Annotated in this window: 13 protein-coding genes; 1 reads left to right on the top strand and 12 read right to left on the bottom strand. The window is 44.7% G+C overall.

Annotation, left to right across the window (positions count from 1 at the left end; genetic code table 11):
• Nucleotides 1–88: 88 nt before the first annotated feature.
• The 5 genes from glpX to CSV67_RS08835 form a co-directional block, all read right to left on the bottom strand.
• Entirely contained in the window at nucleotides 89–1,054 is a 966-nt protein-coding gene (gene glpX / locus CSV67_RS08855; RefSeq protein ID WP_099631241.1) for a class II fructose-bisphosphatase, read from the bottom strand.
• 137 nt (nucleotides 1,055–1,191) lie between these two features.
• Entirely contained in the window at nucleotides 1,192–2,469 is a 1,278-nt protein-coding gene (locus tag CSV67_RS08850; RefSeq protein WP_099631240.1) for a UDP-N-acetylglucosamine 1-carboxyvinyltransferase, read from the bottom strand.
• A 20-nt stretch (nucleotides 2,470–2,489) separates the two neighbouring features.
• Nucleotides 2,490–3,137 carry a fructose-6-phosphate aldolase gene (gene fsa / locus CSV67_RS08845; protein ID WP_099631239.1) on the bottom strand — a complete coding sequence of 216 codons (648 nt, stop codon included), beginning with the start codon at nucleotides 3,135–3,137 and terminating at the stop codon, nucleotides 2,490–2,492.
• Nucleotides 3,138–3,233: 96 nt separating this feature from the next.
• A complete protein-coding gene (locus CSV67_RS08840; RefSeq protein ID WP_099631238.1) occupies nucleotides 3,234–4,091 on the bottom strand; it encodes a class II fructose-bisphosphate aldolase in 858 nt (285 codons plus the stop codon).
• 98 nt (nucleotides 4,092–4,189) lie between these two features.
• Nucleotides 4,190–4,558, bottom strand: coding sequence for a response regulator (locus CSV67_RS08835; protein ID WP_099631237.1), 369 nt, complete (start codon nucleotides 4,556–4,558; stop codon nucleotides 4,190–4,192).
• 240 nt (nucleotides 4,559–4,798) lie between these two features.
• On the opposite strand from CSV67_RS08835, the gene CSV67_RS08830 reads away from it, so the two are divergent.
• Nucleotides 4,799–5,326: a DUF2529 family protein gene (locus CSV67_RS08830; protein WP_099631236.1), complete on the top strand. Its 528-nt coding sequence runs from the start codon at nucleotides 4,799–4,801 to the stop codon at nucleotides 5,324–5,326.
• A 545-nt stretch (nucleotides 5,327–5,871) separates the two neighbouring features.
• Here the strand turns inward: CSV67_RS08830 and CSV67_RS08825 are convergent.
• From CSV67_RS08825 to CSV67_RS08795, 7 genes are all read right to left on the bottom strand, one after another.
• Nucleotides 5,872–7,473, bottom strand: coding sequence for a CTP synthase (locus tag CSV67_RS08825; protein ID WP_099631235.1), 1,602 nt, complete (start codon nucleotides 7,471–7,473; stop codon nucleotides 5,872–5,874).
• Between the two features lie 173 nt (nucleotides 7,474–7,646).
• Nucleotides 7,647–8,195 (bottom strand): DNA-directed RNA polymerase subunit delta, encoded by a 549-nt coding sequence (rpoE, locus tag CSV67_RS08820; RefSeq protein WP_099631353.1) that lies wholly within the window; start codon nucleotides 8,193–8,195, stop codon nucleotides 7,647–7,649.
• Nucleotides 8,196–9,193: 998 nt separating this feature from the next.
• Complete coding sequence (gene icmF / locus CSV67_RS08815) at nucleotides 9,194–12,451, bottom strand: fused isobutyryl-CoA mutase/GTPase IcmF (protein WP_099631234.1); 3,258 nt, start codon at nucleotides 12,449–12,451, stop codon at nucleotides 9,194–9,196.
• 67 nt (nucleotides 12,452–12,518) lie between these two features.
• Nucleotides 12,519–13,136, bottom strand: coding sequence for a TetR/AcrR family transcriptional regulator (locus CSV67_RS08810; protein ID WP_099631233.1), 618 nt, complete (start codon nucleotides 13,134–13,136; stop codon nucleotides 12,519–12,521).
• 15 nt (nucleotides 13,137–13,151) lie between these two features.
• On the bottom strand, nucleotides 13,152–14,291 hold the full coding sequence (locus tag CSV67_RS08805) for an acyl-CoA dehydrogenase (RefSeq protein ID WP_099631232.1): 1,140 nt from the start codon (nucleotides 14,289–14,291) through the stop codon (nucleotides 13,152–13,154).
• A 265-nt stretch (nucleotides 14,292–14,556) separates the two neighbouring features.
• The gene (locus CSV67_RS08800; protein ID WP_099631231.1) at nucleotides 14,557–15,693 is read right to left on the bottom strand and encodes an acyl-CoA dehydrogenase; all 1,137 of its coding nucleotides are present in this window, start codon (nucleotides 15,691–15,693) and stop codon (nucleotides 14,557–14,559) included.
• A 32-nt stretch (nucleotides 15,694–15,725) separates the two neighbouring features.
• Nucleotides 15,726–16,577, bottom strand: coding sequence for a 3-hydroxybutyryl-CoA dehydrogenase (locus tag CSV67_RS08795; protein ID WP_099631230.1), 852 nt, complete (start codon nucleotides 16,575–16,577; stop codon nucleotides 15,726–15,728).
• Nucleotides 16,578–16,585: the final 8 nt, after the last annotated feature.

Raw genomic sequence — 16,585 nt, 5'->3', positions numbered from 1 at the left:
TACTTCCTTTCCTTCAGTAGCCGGACATTATGGATCTAGATAGTTTTAGGAAATAGGAACCCGGTTGTGACACCGGGTATTGAGGGAGTTAGTTTTGCATTACGAGAAGAGGTTTTTTCTTCATGCTGTGGCGACCTTCTACGAAACGAATAGTTCCTGATTTCGAGCGCATAACGATCGACTGAGTTCGGCAGTATGCACCTTTAAACTGCACGCCATCCATCAATTCGCCATCTGTTACGCCAGTTGCTGCGAAAATGCAGTCGTCGCCTTTTACCAAATCGTCCATCATCAGAACTTTGTCCACGTCGATGCCCATTTTCATGCAACGTTCTCTCTCTTCATCATTAGAAGGAACGAGACGTCCTTGGATTTCTCCGCCTAGACATTTCAATCCAACCGCTGCGATTACCCCTTCAGGAGCACCGCCTCTACCGAATAAAATATCCACGCCTGTATCATCGAAAGCTGTGTTAATAGCGGCTGCAACGTCGCCATCTTCGATCAATTTAATACGCGCACCCGCTTCACGAATCTCTTCAATGATTGCTGCGTGACGTTCACGATTCAAAACAGATGCCACTAGGTCAGATACTGATTTATTTTTCGCTTTTGCTACAGCCTTCAAGTTATCTGTAACGCTTGCATCGATATCAATTTTACCTACCGCTTCAGGTCCTACTGCAATTTTGTCCATGTACATATCCGGTGCATTTAGCAAGTTGCCTTTATCTGCAACTGCCAGAACAGCTAGCGCATTCCATCCACCTGCTGCTACAATATTTGTACCTTCAACTGGATCAACAGCGATATCTACAGCAGGTCCGTGGCCTGTTCCAAGCTCTTCACCGATATATAGCATAGGTGCTTCGTCCATTTCACCTTCACCGATAACGACTACACCTTCCATAGGAATTGTATCGAATACTGTACGCATTGCTTCTGTCGCTGCGTCATCTGCTTCGTTCTTCAAACCGCGTCCCATCCAGCGAGCTGCCGCAACGGCTGCTGCCTCTGTTACACGTACTAGTTCCATTGATAAACTACGTTCCATAATGTTTTGTTCCTCCTGTTTGCGGTAAGGCGCGTATTGCGTATTACCTTTCATTTGCCTACGTCCGCATCCATCGGCTACTTTCTTAGTAATGGATGTGTCGTTTGAGTCCATTATACACGTTTTGGCAATTAGCGTCACTCAGAAATTGAAGATGGAGTGAGCACGTTCACTTTATTGATATCGGCGCCGAGATGTTGCAGCTTCTCAATAATATCGCCATAGCCACGTTCAATATGTTCAATTGCATGAATCTCTGTTTCTCCGCTTGCTAATAATCCTGCAATCAATAGCGCAGCTCCCGCTCGTAAATCTGTAGCTTCAACCGTTGCAGCTTGCAATTCCGTTGGTCCTGTTATGATGGCTGATCGACCCTCTACTCTACCGTCCGCATTCATTCGACGAAGCTCATCGATTTGCTTAAAGCGCGCTGGATAGATTGTGTCTGTCAGGATGGATGAACCTTCTGCCTGTGTCGACAAAACACCAAATGGTTGCTGCAAGTCTGTTGGGAATCCTGGATACACGAGAGTTTTCACATCGACAGCGTGAAGTTTTTCGGTTTTCGGAATGTAGATCTGTTCTTCACCGACTTCTACTTTCACGCCCATTTCACGAAGTTTTGCTGTTACAGCTTCAACGTGCAACGGAATGACGTTATCGATTGTGACACCATCACCAATTGCAGCCGCCATGATCATATGTGTGCCTGTTTCAATGCGGTCTGGAATGATTGTGTGTTTCGTACCATGCAATGTTTCTACGCCTTCGATACGAATAACGTTCGTTCCTGCACCTTTAATATTCGCGCCCATATTGGAAAGCAAAGTCGCGACATCAATAATTTCAGGTTCTTTCGCTGCGTTTTCAATAATCGTTTTGCCTTTTGCTTTAACTGCGGCCAGCATGATATTAATCGTAGCCCCCACGCTGACGACGTCTAAATAAATTTTCGCGCCATGAAGTTCATCTGCACGCAAATAAATAGCGCCATGTTCATTTTTGACTTTTGCGCCAAGTGCTTCAAAGCCCTTTATATGTTGATCTATCGGGCGTGGACCCAAGTGACAACCTCCAGGTAACCCGATGACTGCGTGCTTAAACTTGCCAAGCATCGCTCCCATCATATAGTAGGATGCACGAAGTTTTTTTACGTTACCGTTAGGCAATGGCATAGAAATGATTTCAGTTGGATCGATGATCATCGTGCCATCTTTCATTTCCACTTTGCCGCCGATTTCTTCGACGAGCGCCTGCAATGTATAGACATCTGAAATTTCGGGAAGACCTGCAATTGTAACAGGTGAGTCAGCTAGAATAGCAGCGGGAATAAGTGCCACTGCGCTGTTCTTCGCTCCGCTCACTCTGATCGTTCCTTGCAGTCGTTTTCCCCCTTTGATTTTATAAACGTCCATTTCAAGCTCCTTTTGTTCTATCACTTATTCGCTCTGGTTTCCCAGTCCTTCAAAAACTGGTCGATTCCTTTAGTTGTCAATGGGTGTGCAAACAGACTTTGCAGTACGTTGAATGGAGTCGTTGCAATATGCGCTCCTGCAAGTGCGGCAGCTGTAATATGCTGTGGATGTCTGATAGAAGCTGCGATGATTTGTGTATCTACGTCGTGAATTGTAAAGATATCCGAGATAGTTTCAATTAATTCGACACCATTTTGGCCAATGTCATCTAAACGTCCGATAAATGGTGAAACGTATGTCGCGCCTGCGCGAGCTGCAAGCAAGGCTTGATTGGCACTGAAAATGAGCGTGACGTTCGTTTTGATACCTTCTGCCGCAAATACAGAACAAGCCTTCAACCCTTCAGGTGTCATCGGTAATTTTACCGTGATGTTTTCCGCAAGTGCTGCAAGTTTACGCCCTTCTTCAATCATACCTTCTGCATCCAGAGCGATTACTTCCGCACTGACAGAACCGGGTACGAGTGCCGTAATTTCTTTCAAGCGCTCATGGAATGAAATATTTTCTTTCGCAACAAGCGATGGGTTGGTTGTGACACCAGAGATGATCCCCCAGCTATGCGCTTCTTTAATTTCCTCAAAATTGGCTGTATCAATAAAAAATTTCACGTGTGTTGTCCTCCTAGTTGTGGTTTATTCATTTAGCTAAAAAGCAAAAGAAGGAGACATAGTGCGCTCCTCCTTTGTTCTATCGAAACTCTGTAATTACGCTTGCTTTGAACTGCCGAACTCGCGCATTTTGCCGATTACTGTTGCTTTAATCGCTTCGCGCATTGGTCCAAGGTACTTACGTGGATCATAGACTTCGGAATCTTCGCTTAAGATGTCGCGTACAGCTTTTGTGCCTTGAATTTGATTTTCTGTGTTGACGTTGATTTTGGATGTGCCAAGTGAAATAGCACGTTGAATATCCTTCGTTGGAATTCCAGTACCGCCGTGCAACACGAGTGGAATATCTCCTTGTTTAGAGATTTCTTCCATTTCTTCAAATCCAAGATTCGGTTCGCCTTTATACGGTCCATGTACAGAACCAAGTGCAGGTGCTAGACAGTCGATACCCGTCTGAGCTACAAGCTCTCTACATTCAGCTGGATCTGCATAAATAACGCCGTCTGCAATCACGTCATCTTCCTGACCGCCTACTACGCCAAGTTCAGCTTCTACCGATACATTATGTTGCTTTGCGAAATCTACCACTTTCTTCGTGATTTCAATGTTTTCTTCAAGTGGCTTAGAAGATGCATCAATCATAACAGACGTAAATCCTGCTTCGATCGCTTCTTTACACTTCTCAAAGCTAGAACCGTGATCCAAATGAATTGCTACCGGCACAGTTGTACCGTAGTCTTCCATTAATCCTTTGACCATCATAACGACTGTTTTGAATCCGCCCATATAACGAGCAGCGCCTTCTGAAACACCTAAAATAACAGGCGATTTCTCTTCTTCAGCAGCTTGTAAGATCGCTTGCGTATATTCCAGGTTATTCAGGTTAAATTGACCGATTGCATAGCCTTTCTCTTTACCTTGAATCATCATTTCCTTCATCGAGACCAGTGGCATGTAAAATTCCTCCTTGAGTTTTCCACGAATTTTTATGAGTTTTCATTATATTAATTTCTATCCACTAGCATATCAAATTCATGCGCTGATTACTACTATCAGACGTCTAGTACCCCCAACCTTTTTAAGATACTATCACGCACTTCGAATATATCAAACGGCTTGGTAAAGTGCTGATCAATACCAAGTTTATCGGCGTCTTCAAGTAATTCTATTTCACTGTACGCCGTCATCATCATGACAATTGCGTCAGGCGAGAGGGTTCGGATTTCCCGTAGTACTTCGACGCCATTCATACCTGGCATCTTCATATCAAGTAAAATACAGTCTGGATTATGTTTCTGAACTATTTCTAACGCTTCTTTTCCATTTGATGCAAGCGCTGTCATTATTCCTGTTGGTTTGAAGATTTCCTCCAGTAATAATCGAATCCCTGGTTGGTCATCTACAATTAATAAATGCTTCATCCATACAACTCCTATCCCCTAATTTTACACGTTTGATTATACGTCGACAGTTTTGTGCGACTCTTATGATCCGTATGTAAAAGTATTGCATTTATAGAAAAATATCCATACGCCTATATTTCTATTTTATTCGCCTATGTCATATTATTCAAGAAAATTCAAATAACTCCTCTATTTTTCGTATACTATTTTTGCACTTCTCTCTTTTGTCACCTATACTGAGCTTTTGGAGGGATTTATATGAAAATATTGACGACACAAATTAGAGGTCTTCTGGAGAGAATTGCAGAAGGACAAGAAGAGTCGATGGAAGAAACTGCACGTTTATTGGCGCAAGCGTTAGTAGGCGAAGGACGAATCATCTTGGCAGCTTTTGATGAATTAGAAGCTGTTACTGCGACTGCACTAGACGGTGTCGAACCGTTAGATGGGGCTATTCGTTACACAAAAGAGCTAGAGCTGACGACAGCGGATCGCGTATGGTTGCTTGTGCGAAAGGCAGATCACCCCGTCGCTCTTGAGTTGGCACAGAAGCTAGCAGATCAATTCGTTCCGTTCGCTGTGTTGGCTGCAGATAAAGAAGATGATGACAATGAACTCGCTTCTCTTGCCTATACGTATATTTCGACAGGTTTGAAAAAAGGACTGATTCCAGGTCCTACGGGCGAAAGAATCGTACAACCTCACGCGCTTGCTGCGTTGTTTGTGTATGAGGCAGTAAAGCTGTCGATCGATGATATGTTGGCGGATGAAGTAGAGGAGCTATAACTCTGGATAGGCTGGAAGTAGTGTCGGGTAGGGATTTGTGCTCTAGGCGGACGCGTTCTGGAGGGTGGGCGGTGAACCACAAGTCGCTAGTGCAAATATGTGCTCCCAACGCTTTGCTTATGCTCGCAAAAGCCGTACTTCGCAACGGCTCTCGCTCCAATCCCTTGCAATGTGAGTGGGTGATACTTATCAAGGTCCATTGAAGTTCCGATTGTAATTACTTTTTCTGTTGGACTTTTATTTGAACTTGAACTGAACTAAGTTTAGGGCTAAAGAATATTTGCATACTACTTCCAGTAAGTCGTCTACATCCATCCACTACAAAAGTAGGATTGTAGCGGAAGATGGGGGCGACTCTGGGAGGATCAGCGCGAGTTCAAGACCCCGCAGGGAGCGTAGCGAACGAGGAGGCTTGGGCCGCGCCCTCCAGAACGCGTCCCCCATCTGGAGCGGAAATCCCATGCACTCACTCCACTTTCTTATCTCCAGTCATATATTAAGTCAAAAATGCCCACAGAAGAAAAGTCTTCTGTGGGCATTGTTTTTTAGTTTTTATGCTCAAGCGCCGCGCGGATAAAGTCGCGGATCAGTGGAGATGGACGATTTGGGCGGGAAGCGAATTCCGGATGGAACTGGCAAGCAACGAAGTATGGATGATCTTGCATCTCCATAATTTCGATCAAGCGACCGTCCGGGCTAATTCCAGAAACGATGAACCCTACCTCTTCCAACTGCGCACGATATGCCAAGTTCATTTCATAACGGTGGCGATGACGCTCGTACACTAACTCCTCGCCATATGCAGCAGAAGCCTTCGTGTTTTCAGCTACTTTACATGGATAAGCACCTAAGCGCAATGTACTATCTGCTTCGCGTGCTGTACGGCAATCCGGATGGAATGTCGTAATCTGGTGCTCCGTCTCTGTGTCGAACTCAAGTGAATGAGCTGTTTTCAGACCGATGACGTTACGTGCAATTTCAGTAGCTGCTAACTGCAAACCTAAACTGATACCAAAGAATGGAATCTTCTGTTCACGTGCATACGTGATCGCTTCAATTTTACCGTCAATTGCACGATCTCCGAAGCCACCCGGTACCAGAATACCGTCCACGTCACAAAGAAGTTCTGCTACATTTTCAGAAGTCACATCTGCCGAGTTGATCCACTTAATATCGATATCTGCATCGAACGCGTATCCAGCGTGACGCATAGCTTCAACCGCTGAAATGTATGCATCTTGTAATTCTACATACTTCCCAACTAAACCGATTGTTACTTTTTCTTTTAGTGACTTAACCAACTTCACTAGGTCATTCACTTCAGAAAGTTCAGGCTGGGGTGTTTCAAGACCTAAGTAATCGACGACTAGCTGATCCATGTTTTGTTCATGCAAACGAAGAGGTACTTCATATAGAGTTTCTGCATCAAGTGCTTCAATCACTTCTTCTGGCTTGATGTTACAGAATAAGGCAATTTTGTCCTTCATTTCTTGTGGTACAGGATACTCGCTTCGCACAACGATCATGTTCGGCTGAATTCCTAGACTACGCAATTCCTTTACACTGTGCTGTGTCGGCTTCGTTTTCATTTCACCAGCTGCATGCAAATATGGAATGAGTGTGTTGTGGATGTACATTACGTCATCTTTCGCCAGATCCGTTTTCAACTGACGAATGGCTTCGAGATATGGCAATGATTCGATATCTCCTACACTTCCACCAATTTCTGTAATTACGACATCCGCGTTCAATGTTTGACCTGCACGTTTGATCAATTCTTTAATTTCGTTAGTAATATGCGGGATTACCTGAACTGTTGCCCCATTGTATTCACCAGCGCGTTCTTTGCGTAACACAAGATCATACACTTTTCCCATTGTTACGTTGGAGTAACGGTTACATTCTATGTCAATAAAACGCTCGTAGTGACCGATGTCCAGATCCGTTTCCGCTCCGTCTTCCGTTACGAAAACTTCCCCGTGCTGATACGGACTCATCATGCGTGGGTCGATATTAATATATGGATCAAATTTTTGGTTCGTAACTTTCAAACCGCGGTTCTTAAGTAAACGTCCGAGTGATGCCGCGTTGATACCTTTACCTAAAGAAGAGACGACGCCGCCTGTAATGAAAATATATTTTGTCATGTGTAGTGCCTCCATTTATTCTTTTTCCAAATTATTAGGGTCGATATAAAATCAAAAAAGCGCCCCGTTTGTAGCGTAACTACAATAAGGAGCGCGTATACACGAATTAATGTGTCCTTTTCAGGAGCCCATCCAAATCTTATATTTTTGGGCACTAAAAGTCAAGCCAATTATTACTCTTCCTCGTACTCTTCTTCATCCTCTTCCTCTTCATCGTCTTCATCGATATCGAGTTCTACTTCAGGAATAACTTCCAGGTCATCATCAGGATCGATTAAATCTTCATCGATTTCGACTACTTCCTCTTCTTCTTCCTCTTCTTCGTCGTCAGCGTCATCTTCTTCGCCAAGTTCAACGTATTCTTCATCGAAAATTTCTTCTTCGTCATCATCTTCGTCTTCGATGTCATCTTCGTCATAATCTTTTTTCTTCTTTTTCTTCTTGCGCACTTTCACGACAGGTGCAGTTTCTTCTTCGATCTGATCAACTGGATACCATTCGCGTAAGCCCCAACGGTTGTCCTGGATCGCTAGAAATCTGCCATCGATGTTCAGGTCTGTATAGAATTGAAGGAGTTTCGCTTTTAATTCGTTCTCGGTAATACCTGTAAGTTTACGGAACTCTTCCATCAATTCCGCCAACGTAAGAGATTCACGTCGTTCGGTCAGCACCTGATGAGTGATGTTGATTAACGATTCTTCCAAAAGTTCTTCTTTTGTCATGTCATGGATATTCAATGTATGGCACGTCCTTTCTTCTATCAATCACACGCAGAACCGACCAAGTCAGTTACTGATTTGGCCGATCGATGTTTATTATCTTGTAGCATATAAGCATAGTGTACATTATATACGTTATTTCTACCAATATGCTACATTCTTTTACTTCTCTTTATATTTATATACTCCGTAATGGCCAAATACCCCAGGTAGACCGCCGTAAAGGTGAAAGGGATTACGCCGAGTCCGCTGCTGTAGAGGATGAGTGTGAGTGTAGTTAAGAGAGCTATTATGATTGCATGATAGTACCATCTCACATTCAGCACGTCCCTTTTCTTTGTTGTTCTTATTATACTGACTAACATACTAAATTATCCACTTTGATGGGGAATAGATTTTATGCAAGGGTGGGGTTTATAGGATACTTGAAATAGAGTGGCTGGCATTAGTGTTCGGTAGGGGATTGGCGCTTCAGAGGGGACGCTTTCCTGAGGGTCCGCAGTGAGCCAACCAGTCGCAAGCTCCCTTGGTTGTCTCACCTGTCGAACTGATCCTCCAGGAGTCGCCCCTCCTACGCGCCAATCCCTTGCAATGAGAGTGGATGCCACTTATTGTTACTCACTGAAGCTGCGCTTGTATTGGCTTAGTACCTATCTTTCATACTCACTCTGGCCTTAAACTTAACTATCGTCAGAGACATTACGAATTGACAGACTAACAGCAGTGAGTAATACATATTGTCACCCACCAAAACCAGTCTCATAATCTATTCAGCACTTGACCTAAAATATGTCCTAAGACAACAATAATTAACACTCCATAGCCTGTGAATATTCTACGTCCTACCACTCTCTAAGTAAGGATTGCAGCGAACAGTTGGTTCACCGCGGGCCCTCTGGAATGCGTCCCCAGCTGGAGTTGCAATCCCACGCACTAGCCCTTCGCAAAAAGAGGATGCCGCCAGAAGTGATGGCTTCTGTGACATCCCCTCTTGAGATGTGTTACATATTACGGCGGTACTGCCCGCCTACTTCGTACAGTGCATTCGTAATTTGTCCGAGACTCGCTACTCGCACAGTCTTCATCAACTCAGCGAATACATTACCTCCCGTAATCGCTACTTCCTGAAGATCAGCAAGCGCTTGCCCTGCTTCGTCAGCATGCTTGGCTTGGAATGCGCGCAAGTTGGTAATTTGGGACTCTTTTTCTTGTTGTGTCGCACGTGCCAACTCCATATTATCGATATCTTCCTCAGATGGCGGATTCGGATTCAAGTAGGTATTGACGCCGATGATCGGTAGCTCCCCTGAGTGCTTTTTCATTTCATAATACATCGATTCTTCTTGGATCTTGCCACGCTGGTACTGCGTCTCCATAGAGCCTAGTACACCGCCACGGTCGTTCAGTCGATCGAATTCTTGTAGTACCGCTTCTTCTACGAGACTTGTCATTTCTTCTATAATGTAAGCCCCTTGAAGCGGATTTTCGTTTTTTGATAAGCCGTGTTCTTTCATGATGATCATCTGGATCGCCATCGCACGACGAACAGATTCTTCTGTCGGTGTCGTAATGGCTTCGTCGTATGCATTTGTGTGAAGGGAGTTACAGTTATCTTGCAACGCCATCAATGCCTGCAATGTCGTGCGAATGTCGTTGAAATCAATTTCTTGAGCATGCAAACTACGGCCAGATGTTTGGATATGGTATTTCAACTTTTGGCTGCGTTCATTCGCTCCGTATTTGTCACGCATCGTAATCGCCCAAATTCGACGTGCCACGCGACCAATTACCGTATACTCTGGATCAAGACCATTGGAGAAGAAGAACGACAGGTTCGGTGCAAAGTCGTCGATATGCATACCGCGGCTCAAGTAATATTCCACATACGTGAAGCCGTTTGCGAGTGTGAACGCAAGTTGTGAAATGGGATTCGATCCCGCTTCTGCGATATGATAGCCAGAAATCGATACGGAATAGTAATTACGAACTTTTTTATCAATGAAGTACTGTTGGATATCACCCATCAGACGTAATGCAAATTCTGTAGAGAAGATACAGGTATTTTGTCCTTGGTCTTCTTTCAAAATATCGGCTTGTACTGTTCCACGAACCGTTTGGAATGTCATTTCACGCACTTCAGTGAACTCTTCGACAGTAAGTGTCCGTCCAAGTTCTTGTTCTTTTTTACGTACTTGCTGATCGACTGCTGCATTCATGAACATCGCTAGGATAATCGGTGCCGGTCCATTGATTGTCATAGACACTGACGTCGTAGGCGAGCAGAGATCAAAGCCGTCATAGAGCTTCTTCATATCTTCAAGTGTACAAATACTCACGCCTGATTCGCCAACTTTTCCGTAGATGTCAGGACGCTCATCGGGATCTTCACCGTATAATGTTACAGAGTCAAACGCTGTGGATAAACGTTTTGCGTCGTCATCTTTTGATACATAGTGGAAACGACGATTCGTACGTTCAGGTGTCCCTTCCCCAGCGAATTGACGGCGCGGATCCTCGCCTTCGCGTTTGAATGGAAAGACGCCTCCAGTGTACGGGAATGAACCCGGAACGTTCTCGCTGTATACAAAGCGTAGGATTTCACCATAATCTTTGTATGGCGGCAGCACTACTTTCGGAATCTTCAAACCAGATAGACTGACAGTATTGAGCGTCGTACGGATTTCTTTATCGCGTATTTTCACCACATATTCATCCTGCTCGTAAGACTCTTTCAAAGGCCCCCAGTTTTTCAAAGCCCGCTTCGATTCACCTGTTAATTGCTCTTCGACGCCTTCTTTCAAGCTATTCAATGATTCTAGTAATGCTTCATTAGAGTCCGCCTCTTTTACTGCTTCGATCGCACCTTCTAGTTGGAACACGCGACGTGCCAGTTCTGCTTGCTGTTTGGATTTCGCGTGGTAATTACGAATCGTCGACGCGATTTCACGCAAGTAATGGCTGCGATCAGGCGGAATAATCACGGTTTGCTTTTGATTCGTCACGAAGTCTGTGTAACTTGTCGTCCAATCAGAATCCGTTGCGTTGTTAAGTTTTTCAACAAGCGCTGCAAAAAGTGTGTTTGTTCCTTTATCGTTAAATTGGCTTGCAATCGTACCATACACAGGCATCGTTTCAAGATCATGATCAAATAGCAAATGGCTACGTTGATATTGTTTGCGTACTTGGATCAATGCATCTTCCGAACCTTTTCGTTCAAATTTATTGATCACAATTAAGTCAGCAAAGTCGATCATATCAATTTTCTCAAGCTGTGTCGGCGCACCAAATTCACTCGTCATCACGTACATCGAAACGTCGGAGACATCCGTAATACGTGCATCCCCTTGCCCAATTCCGCTCGTCTCTACAATAATCAAGTCATAGCCAGCTGCTTTTGTGACATCAAGCACATCATGGATAGCCGTTGTTAGCTCTGAACGTGATCCGCGCGTTGCCAAACTGCGCATGTAGACACGGTTATTAAAGATCGCATTCATACGAATCCGGTCGCCAAGTAACGCTCCGCCCGTTTTTTGCTTCGTTGGATCTACGGAAAGGATTGCTACTCTTTTGTCAGGGAACTCACGCAAAAAACGACGTATTAATTCATCCGTCAATGAACTTTTACCTGCTCCACCTGTACCTGTGATCCCTAGCACTGGCGTTTGTTTGGACATGGCGCGTGCACGATCGAGTAATTGCTTCGTCGCTTCGTCTTTGTTCAAATGGTTTTCTTCTACGTACGTGATTAAATTCGCTAAGATACCTGGTGTTTCCGCTGTCAGTTGTTCGAGGTTGGCCTCTTCGCTTTCGGGAGTCGTGGAGAAATCCGATAGTTCCATGATTTTATTGATCATGCCTTGTAGACCTAGTTTTCTACCGTCTTCCGGTGAAAAGATCCATTCGATGCCGTATTCATGCAATTCTTTGATTTCTTTTGGGATGATGACTCCTCCACCACCGCCGAATATTTTAATATGGGAAGCGCCTCTTTCCTTCAGCAAGTCATGCATGTATTTGAAATACTCCACATGACCACCTTGGTAGGAGGACATCGCGATTCCTTGCACATCTTCTTGAATGGCAGCGTTTACAACTTCTTCAACAGATCGATTATGTCCGAGATGAATAACTTCCGCACCGGTTGCTTGTAATATTCTGCGCATGATATTGATCGATGCGTCATGCCCGTCGAATAAACTAGATGCCGTGACGAAACGAATATGGTGTTTCGGTTTATAGATTTCCCCAGTTACCATTTGCCTTCCACCTTCCGTACATGCTGACCACCGCCACGAAACTTTCATGGCGGAGTCCCCAAGTTATTTATTTCTCCAAACCTTTGATAATTTGATCAGTTTGTACTTTCGTATAGTGTTCTAACGTATATGGTTTGCGCAACGCCCATCTTCTAAATGACCACATTTGGCCGGATACGAGGATGTGGTGCGCGATCAGTGATACTTCATCCGGTCCGATGCGTAGATTCCCAGCTTCCATGCACTTACGAATGATCGTCTCAAATTGCTCGACCATTTCTAGTTCTTTAGTGAGTACATAACGAAGCGCTTCGCTCGGTAACGATTTCGACTCTTGGTACATGACGAGGAACTCATCAGACATTTGATCGATGACTTCGTAATACCGTGCAATCGCCACACGTAGCCCTTCTACCGTGTTGTCATTGTTATCGAGTTCAGACAAACGAACTTTGACTTCATCATAAATATTGTCACAGACGAGATACAGGACATCTTCTTTTGTCCGAATATACTCGTATAATGTGCCAATACTGAAGCCCGCTTCTTTGGCGATTTCACGTGTAGTCGTTCGGTGAAATCCTTTGTCGATAAATAATTTCACAGCGCCGCGGCTAATCTGTGCACGTCGCTTCTGAATAAGTTCTTCATCTTTGACGGTGGATTTCACTTCATGTTTTGGCATTGCATAGACCTCCTGTTATTTCGTCAACATACGAGATATGACGAGACGTTGAATTTCTTGTGTACCTTCATAAATTTGCGTAATTTTCGCGTCACGCATATAGCGCTCCACCGGATAATCTTTTGTATAACCATAGCCACCGAATACTTGAACGGCTTCTGTTGTGACTTTCATCGCTGTGTCACCAGCCATCAGTTTCGCCATAGCAGACGCTTTCCCGTACGGCAGGTCGTTAGATTCGAGCCACGCTGCTTGATATGTCAACAGACGAGATGCTTCTGTCGCCGTTGCCATATCCGCCAGTTTAAAGCTGATGCCTTGATTGGCAACGATGGGCTTGCCAAATTGTGTACGTTCTTTTGAGTAATCGACAGCAGCGTCAAGTGCGCCTTGTGCAATCCCCACTGCTTGAGCAGCAATTCCGTTACGTCCGCCATCGAGCGTTTTCATTGCGATAATGAAGCCGTCACCTTCTTCTCCAAGAAGATTTTCTTTCGGCACGCGGCAGTTATCTAGTACGACTTCTGTTGTGGGTGAAGAACGAATTCCCATTTTCTTCTCTTTCTTACCTACAGAGAATCCTTCGAATGTGCTTTCTACAATGAATGCGCTTGTGCCTTTATGTTTGGATTCCGGATCGGTTACAGCGAAGACGATATAGGTGTCAGCAATCCCACCATTTGTAATGAAGATTTTCGAGCCATTTAGCACGTAGTCGTCACCGTCAAGCTTCGCTGTAGTTTTCATGCCGCCCGCGTCTGATCCTGAACCTGCTTCTGTTAGACAGTATGCACCCATCTTCGTACCTTCCGCAAGTGGGCGTAAGTATTTTTGTTTCTGTTCTTCGTTACCGTATTTGAATAGCGGCCATCCTGCTAGAGATGTGTGTGCAGACAAGACAACACCTGTAGATGCGCAAACACGGGATAGTTCTTCTACAGCAATGACGTAAGCTAGGTAGTCGCTACCGATGCCGCCGTATTCTTCTGGCCATGGAATGCCTGTGAGTCCAAGTTCGGCCATCTTGTGGAAGATGTCCATATCGAATGTTTCGTCTTCGTCTCGTTGTGCTGCAGTTGGCGCTACTTCTTTTTGTGCAAAGTCGCGTACCATCTTTCTAATCATTTCATGTTCTTCTGATAATTTAAAGTCCATTGTTCTCCCACCCTTTTGTTTGGTTAATGAAATTTTAGTTTTGAAGAAGGAAAGCTTGAAATTGGTTTGCGGTTGTTTATGGATCACGCGCCTCAGCTTGCGCTGACCGCGCCAAAGGTGTTGCTAACCGCGTCATTCTGTACCTAAACCGCGCGATGGTCTACGAGTATCGCGCTATTCATTGGAATAACCGCGCCAATCTACTGTCTGATCGCGCCAAAGTGCAGCAGAACCGCGCAATGCGCTCCCCTAAGCGCTTCTACCTTTAGTTTGTCAGATGTTTGGCGATGACTACTCTTTGAATTTCGCTTGTACCTTCATAGATTTGACATACTTTCGCGTCGCGGAAGTAACGTTCTACTGGATAATCCTTCGTGTAGCCGTAGCCGCCGAATACTTGGACGGCTTCTATAGAGTTATCTACGGCTGCTTGAGATGCGAATAGTTTGGCCATGGAGGCTTCTTTGCCGCATGGTTTGTTTTCAGAACGTAACCAAGCCGCGCGGTAGACTAGTAGTCGGGCCGCTTCTGTTGCGGTGGCCATGTCAGCTAGTTTGAATCCTATGCCTTGATTGGCTGCGATTGGTTTACCAAATTGTTCGCGTTCTTTTGCATAGGCAACGGCTGCTTCTAGTGAGGCTTCTGCTATGCCTAACGCTTGAGCGGCGATACCGATTCGACCGACGTCGAGGTTGGCCATGGCTATTTTGAAGCCGCCCCCTTCTTCACCTAGTCTATTTTCCATGGGTACTTTCATATTGTCGAAGCTGAGCGCGACGGTTCGCGAGCCGTGTAGGCCCATTTTCTTTTCATCTTTGCCTATAGATAATCCCGGTGTGTCCCGGTCGACGATAAATGCAGTGATACCATACGTTCCTTTTTCAGGAGCGGTGTTAGCAAAGACGATGTAGACGTCCGCTTCCCCACCATTTGTAGTGAACATTTTGGAGCCATTAATGATGTACTGGTCGTCGACTCGCTTCGCTCTCGTTTTCAATGAACCTGCATCTGATCCAGACGATGCTTCGGTCAGGCAAAATGCACCGAGATATTCACCGGATGCCATTTTCGGTAAGTAGCGATTCTTTTGTTCTTCAGTACCAAAGTAGAGGATCGGATTCATTCCAACAGAAGTATGGACAGACAACACAACTCCCATGACGGCGCTGACTTTTGATAGTTCGTGAATTGCGATGATATATGACAAGAAGTCCATCTCTGAACCCCCATACAGTTCAGGTGCTGTAATTCCCATCAATCCGAGCTCACCCATTTTTTCTAGTAGTTCACGTGGAAATTCCCCATCTTCCATTCGTGGAATCCAAGGTTCGATCTCGTTTTTTGCGAAATCACGAACCATTTGGCGCATCATTAGTTGTTCTTCTGTTAATGTAAAGTCCATCCTTTTCACCTCTTGCTTTCAACTTAATTCATTTATTCGTATGAATAGAAACCGCGTCCTGTTTTTTTACCGTGCCAACCTGCTTTGACGTATTTACGTAGCAACGGGCATGGACGGTATTTTGAGTCGCCAAATCCTTCATACAATGTTTCCATAATGTACAGGCATGTATCCAGCCCAATGAAATCTGCTAGTTGCAGAGGCCCCATCGGATGATTCATCCCCATTTTCATGACGTCGTCAATCGCTTCTTTCGTCGCGACACCTTCGTATAATGTGAAGATGGCTTCGTTGATCATCGGCATCAATACACGGTTCGCAACAAATCCTGGTGCATCGTTCACTTCAACCGGTGTTTTGTTGAGCTTTTTGGTCATATCTTCGACCGCTTCGTAGACATCGTCATCTGTCGCGAGTCCGCGAATGACTTCGACAAGTTGCATGACCGGTACCGGATTCATGAAATGCATGCCAATTACTTTTCCTGGACGTTTTGTAGCTGCACCGATTTCCGTGATGGGTAACGAAGATGTGTTCGTTGCCAAGATGGTATGTTCTGGTGTGATTTCATCTAGTTCTGCGAAAATTTTCATTTTGATTGCCATATTTTCAACCGCGGCTTCGATGACGATATCGGCATCTCTCGCATTTTTCATATCTAGTGATTGTGTGAAACGACCGAGGACTGCTTCTTTCTCTACCTCCGTCATACGTCCTTTTTCCACGTTGCGTGTTAAGTTTTTCGTGATGACTTTAAAACCTCGATCGTATGCTTCTTCATTAAGATCGTGAAGAGTGACTTGATAGCCTGCCTGTGCACAGACTTGAGCAATTCCTCCGCCCATTTGTCCTGCGCCGATTACAAATACTTTTTTAATTGTCATCTATAATG

Source organism: Sporosarcina sp. P2, assembly GCF_002743255.1.
Classification (GTDB): domain Bacteria; phylum Bacillota; class Bacilli; order Bacillales_A; family Planococcaceae; genus Sporosarcina.
Note: the sequence above shows the minus strand (reverse complement) of the source record. Positions and strands in the feature narration are given on the sequence as shown.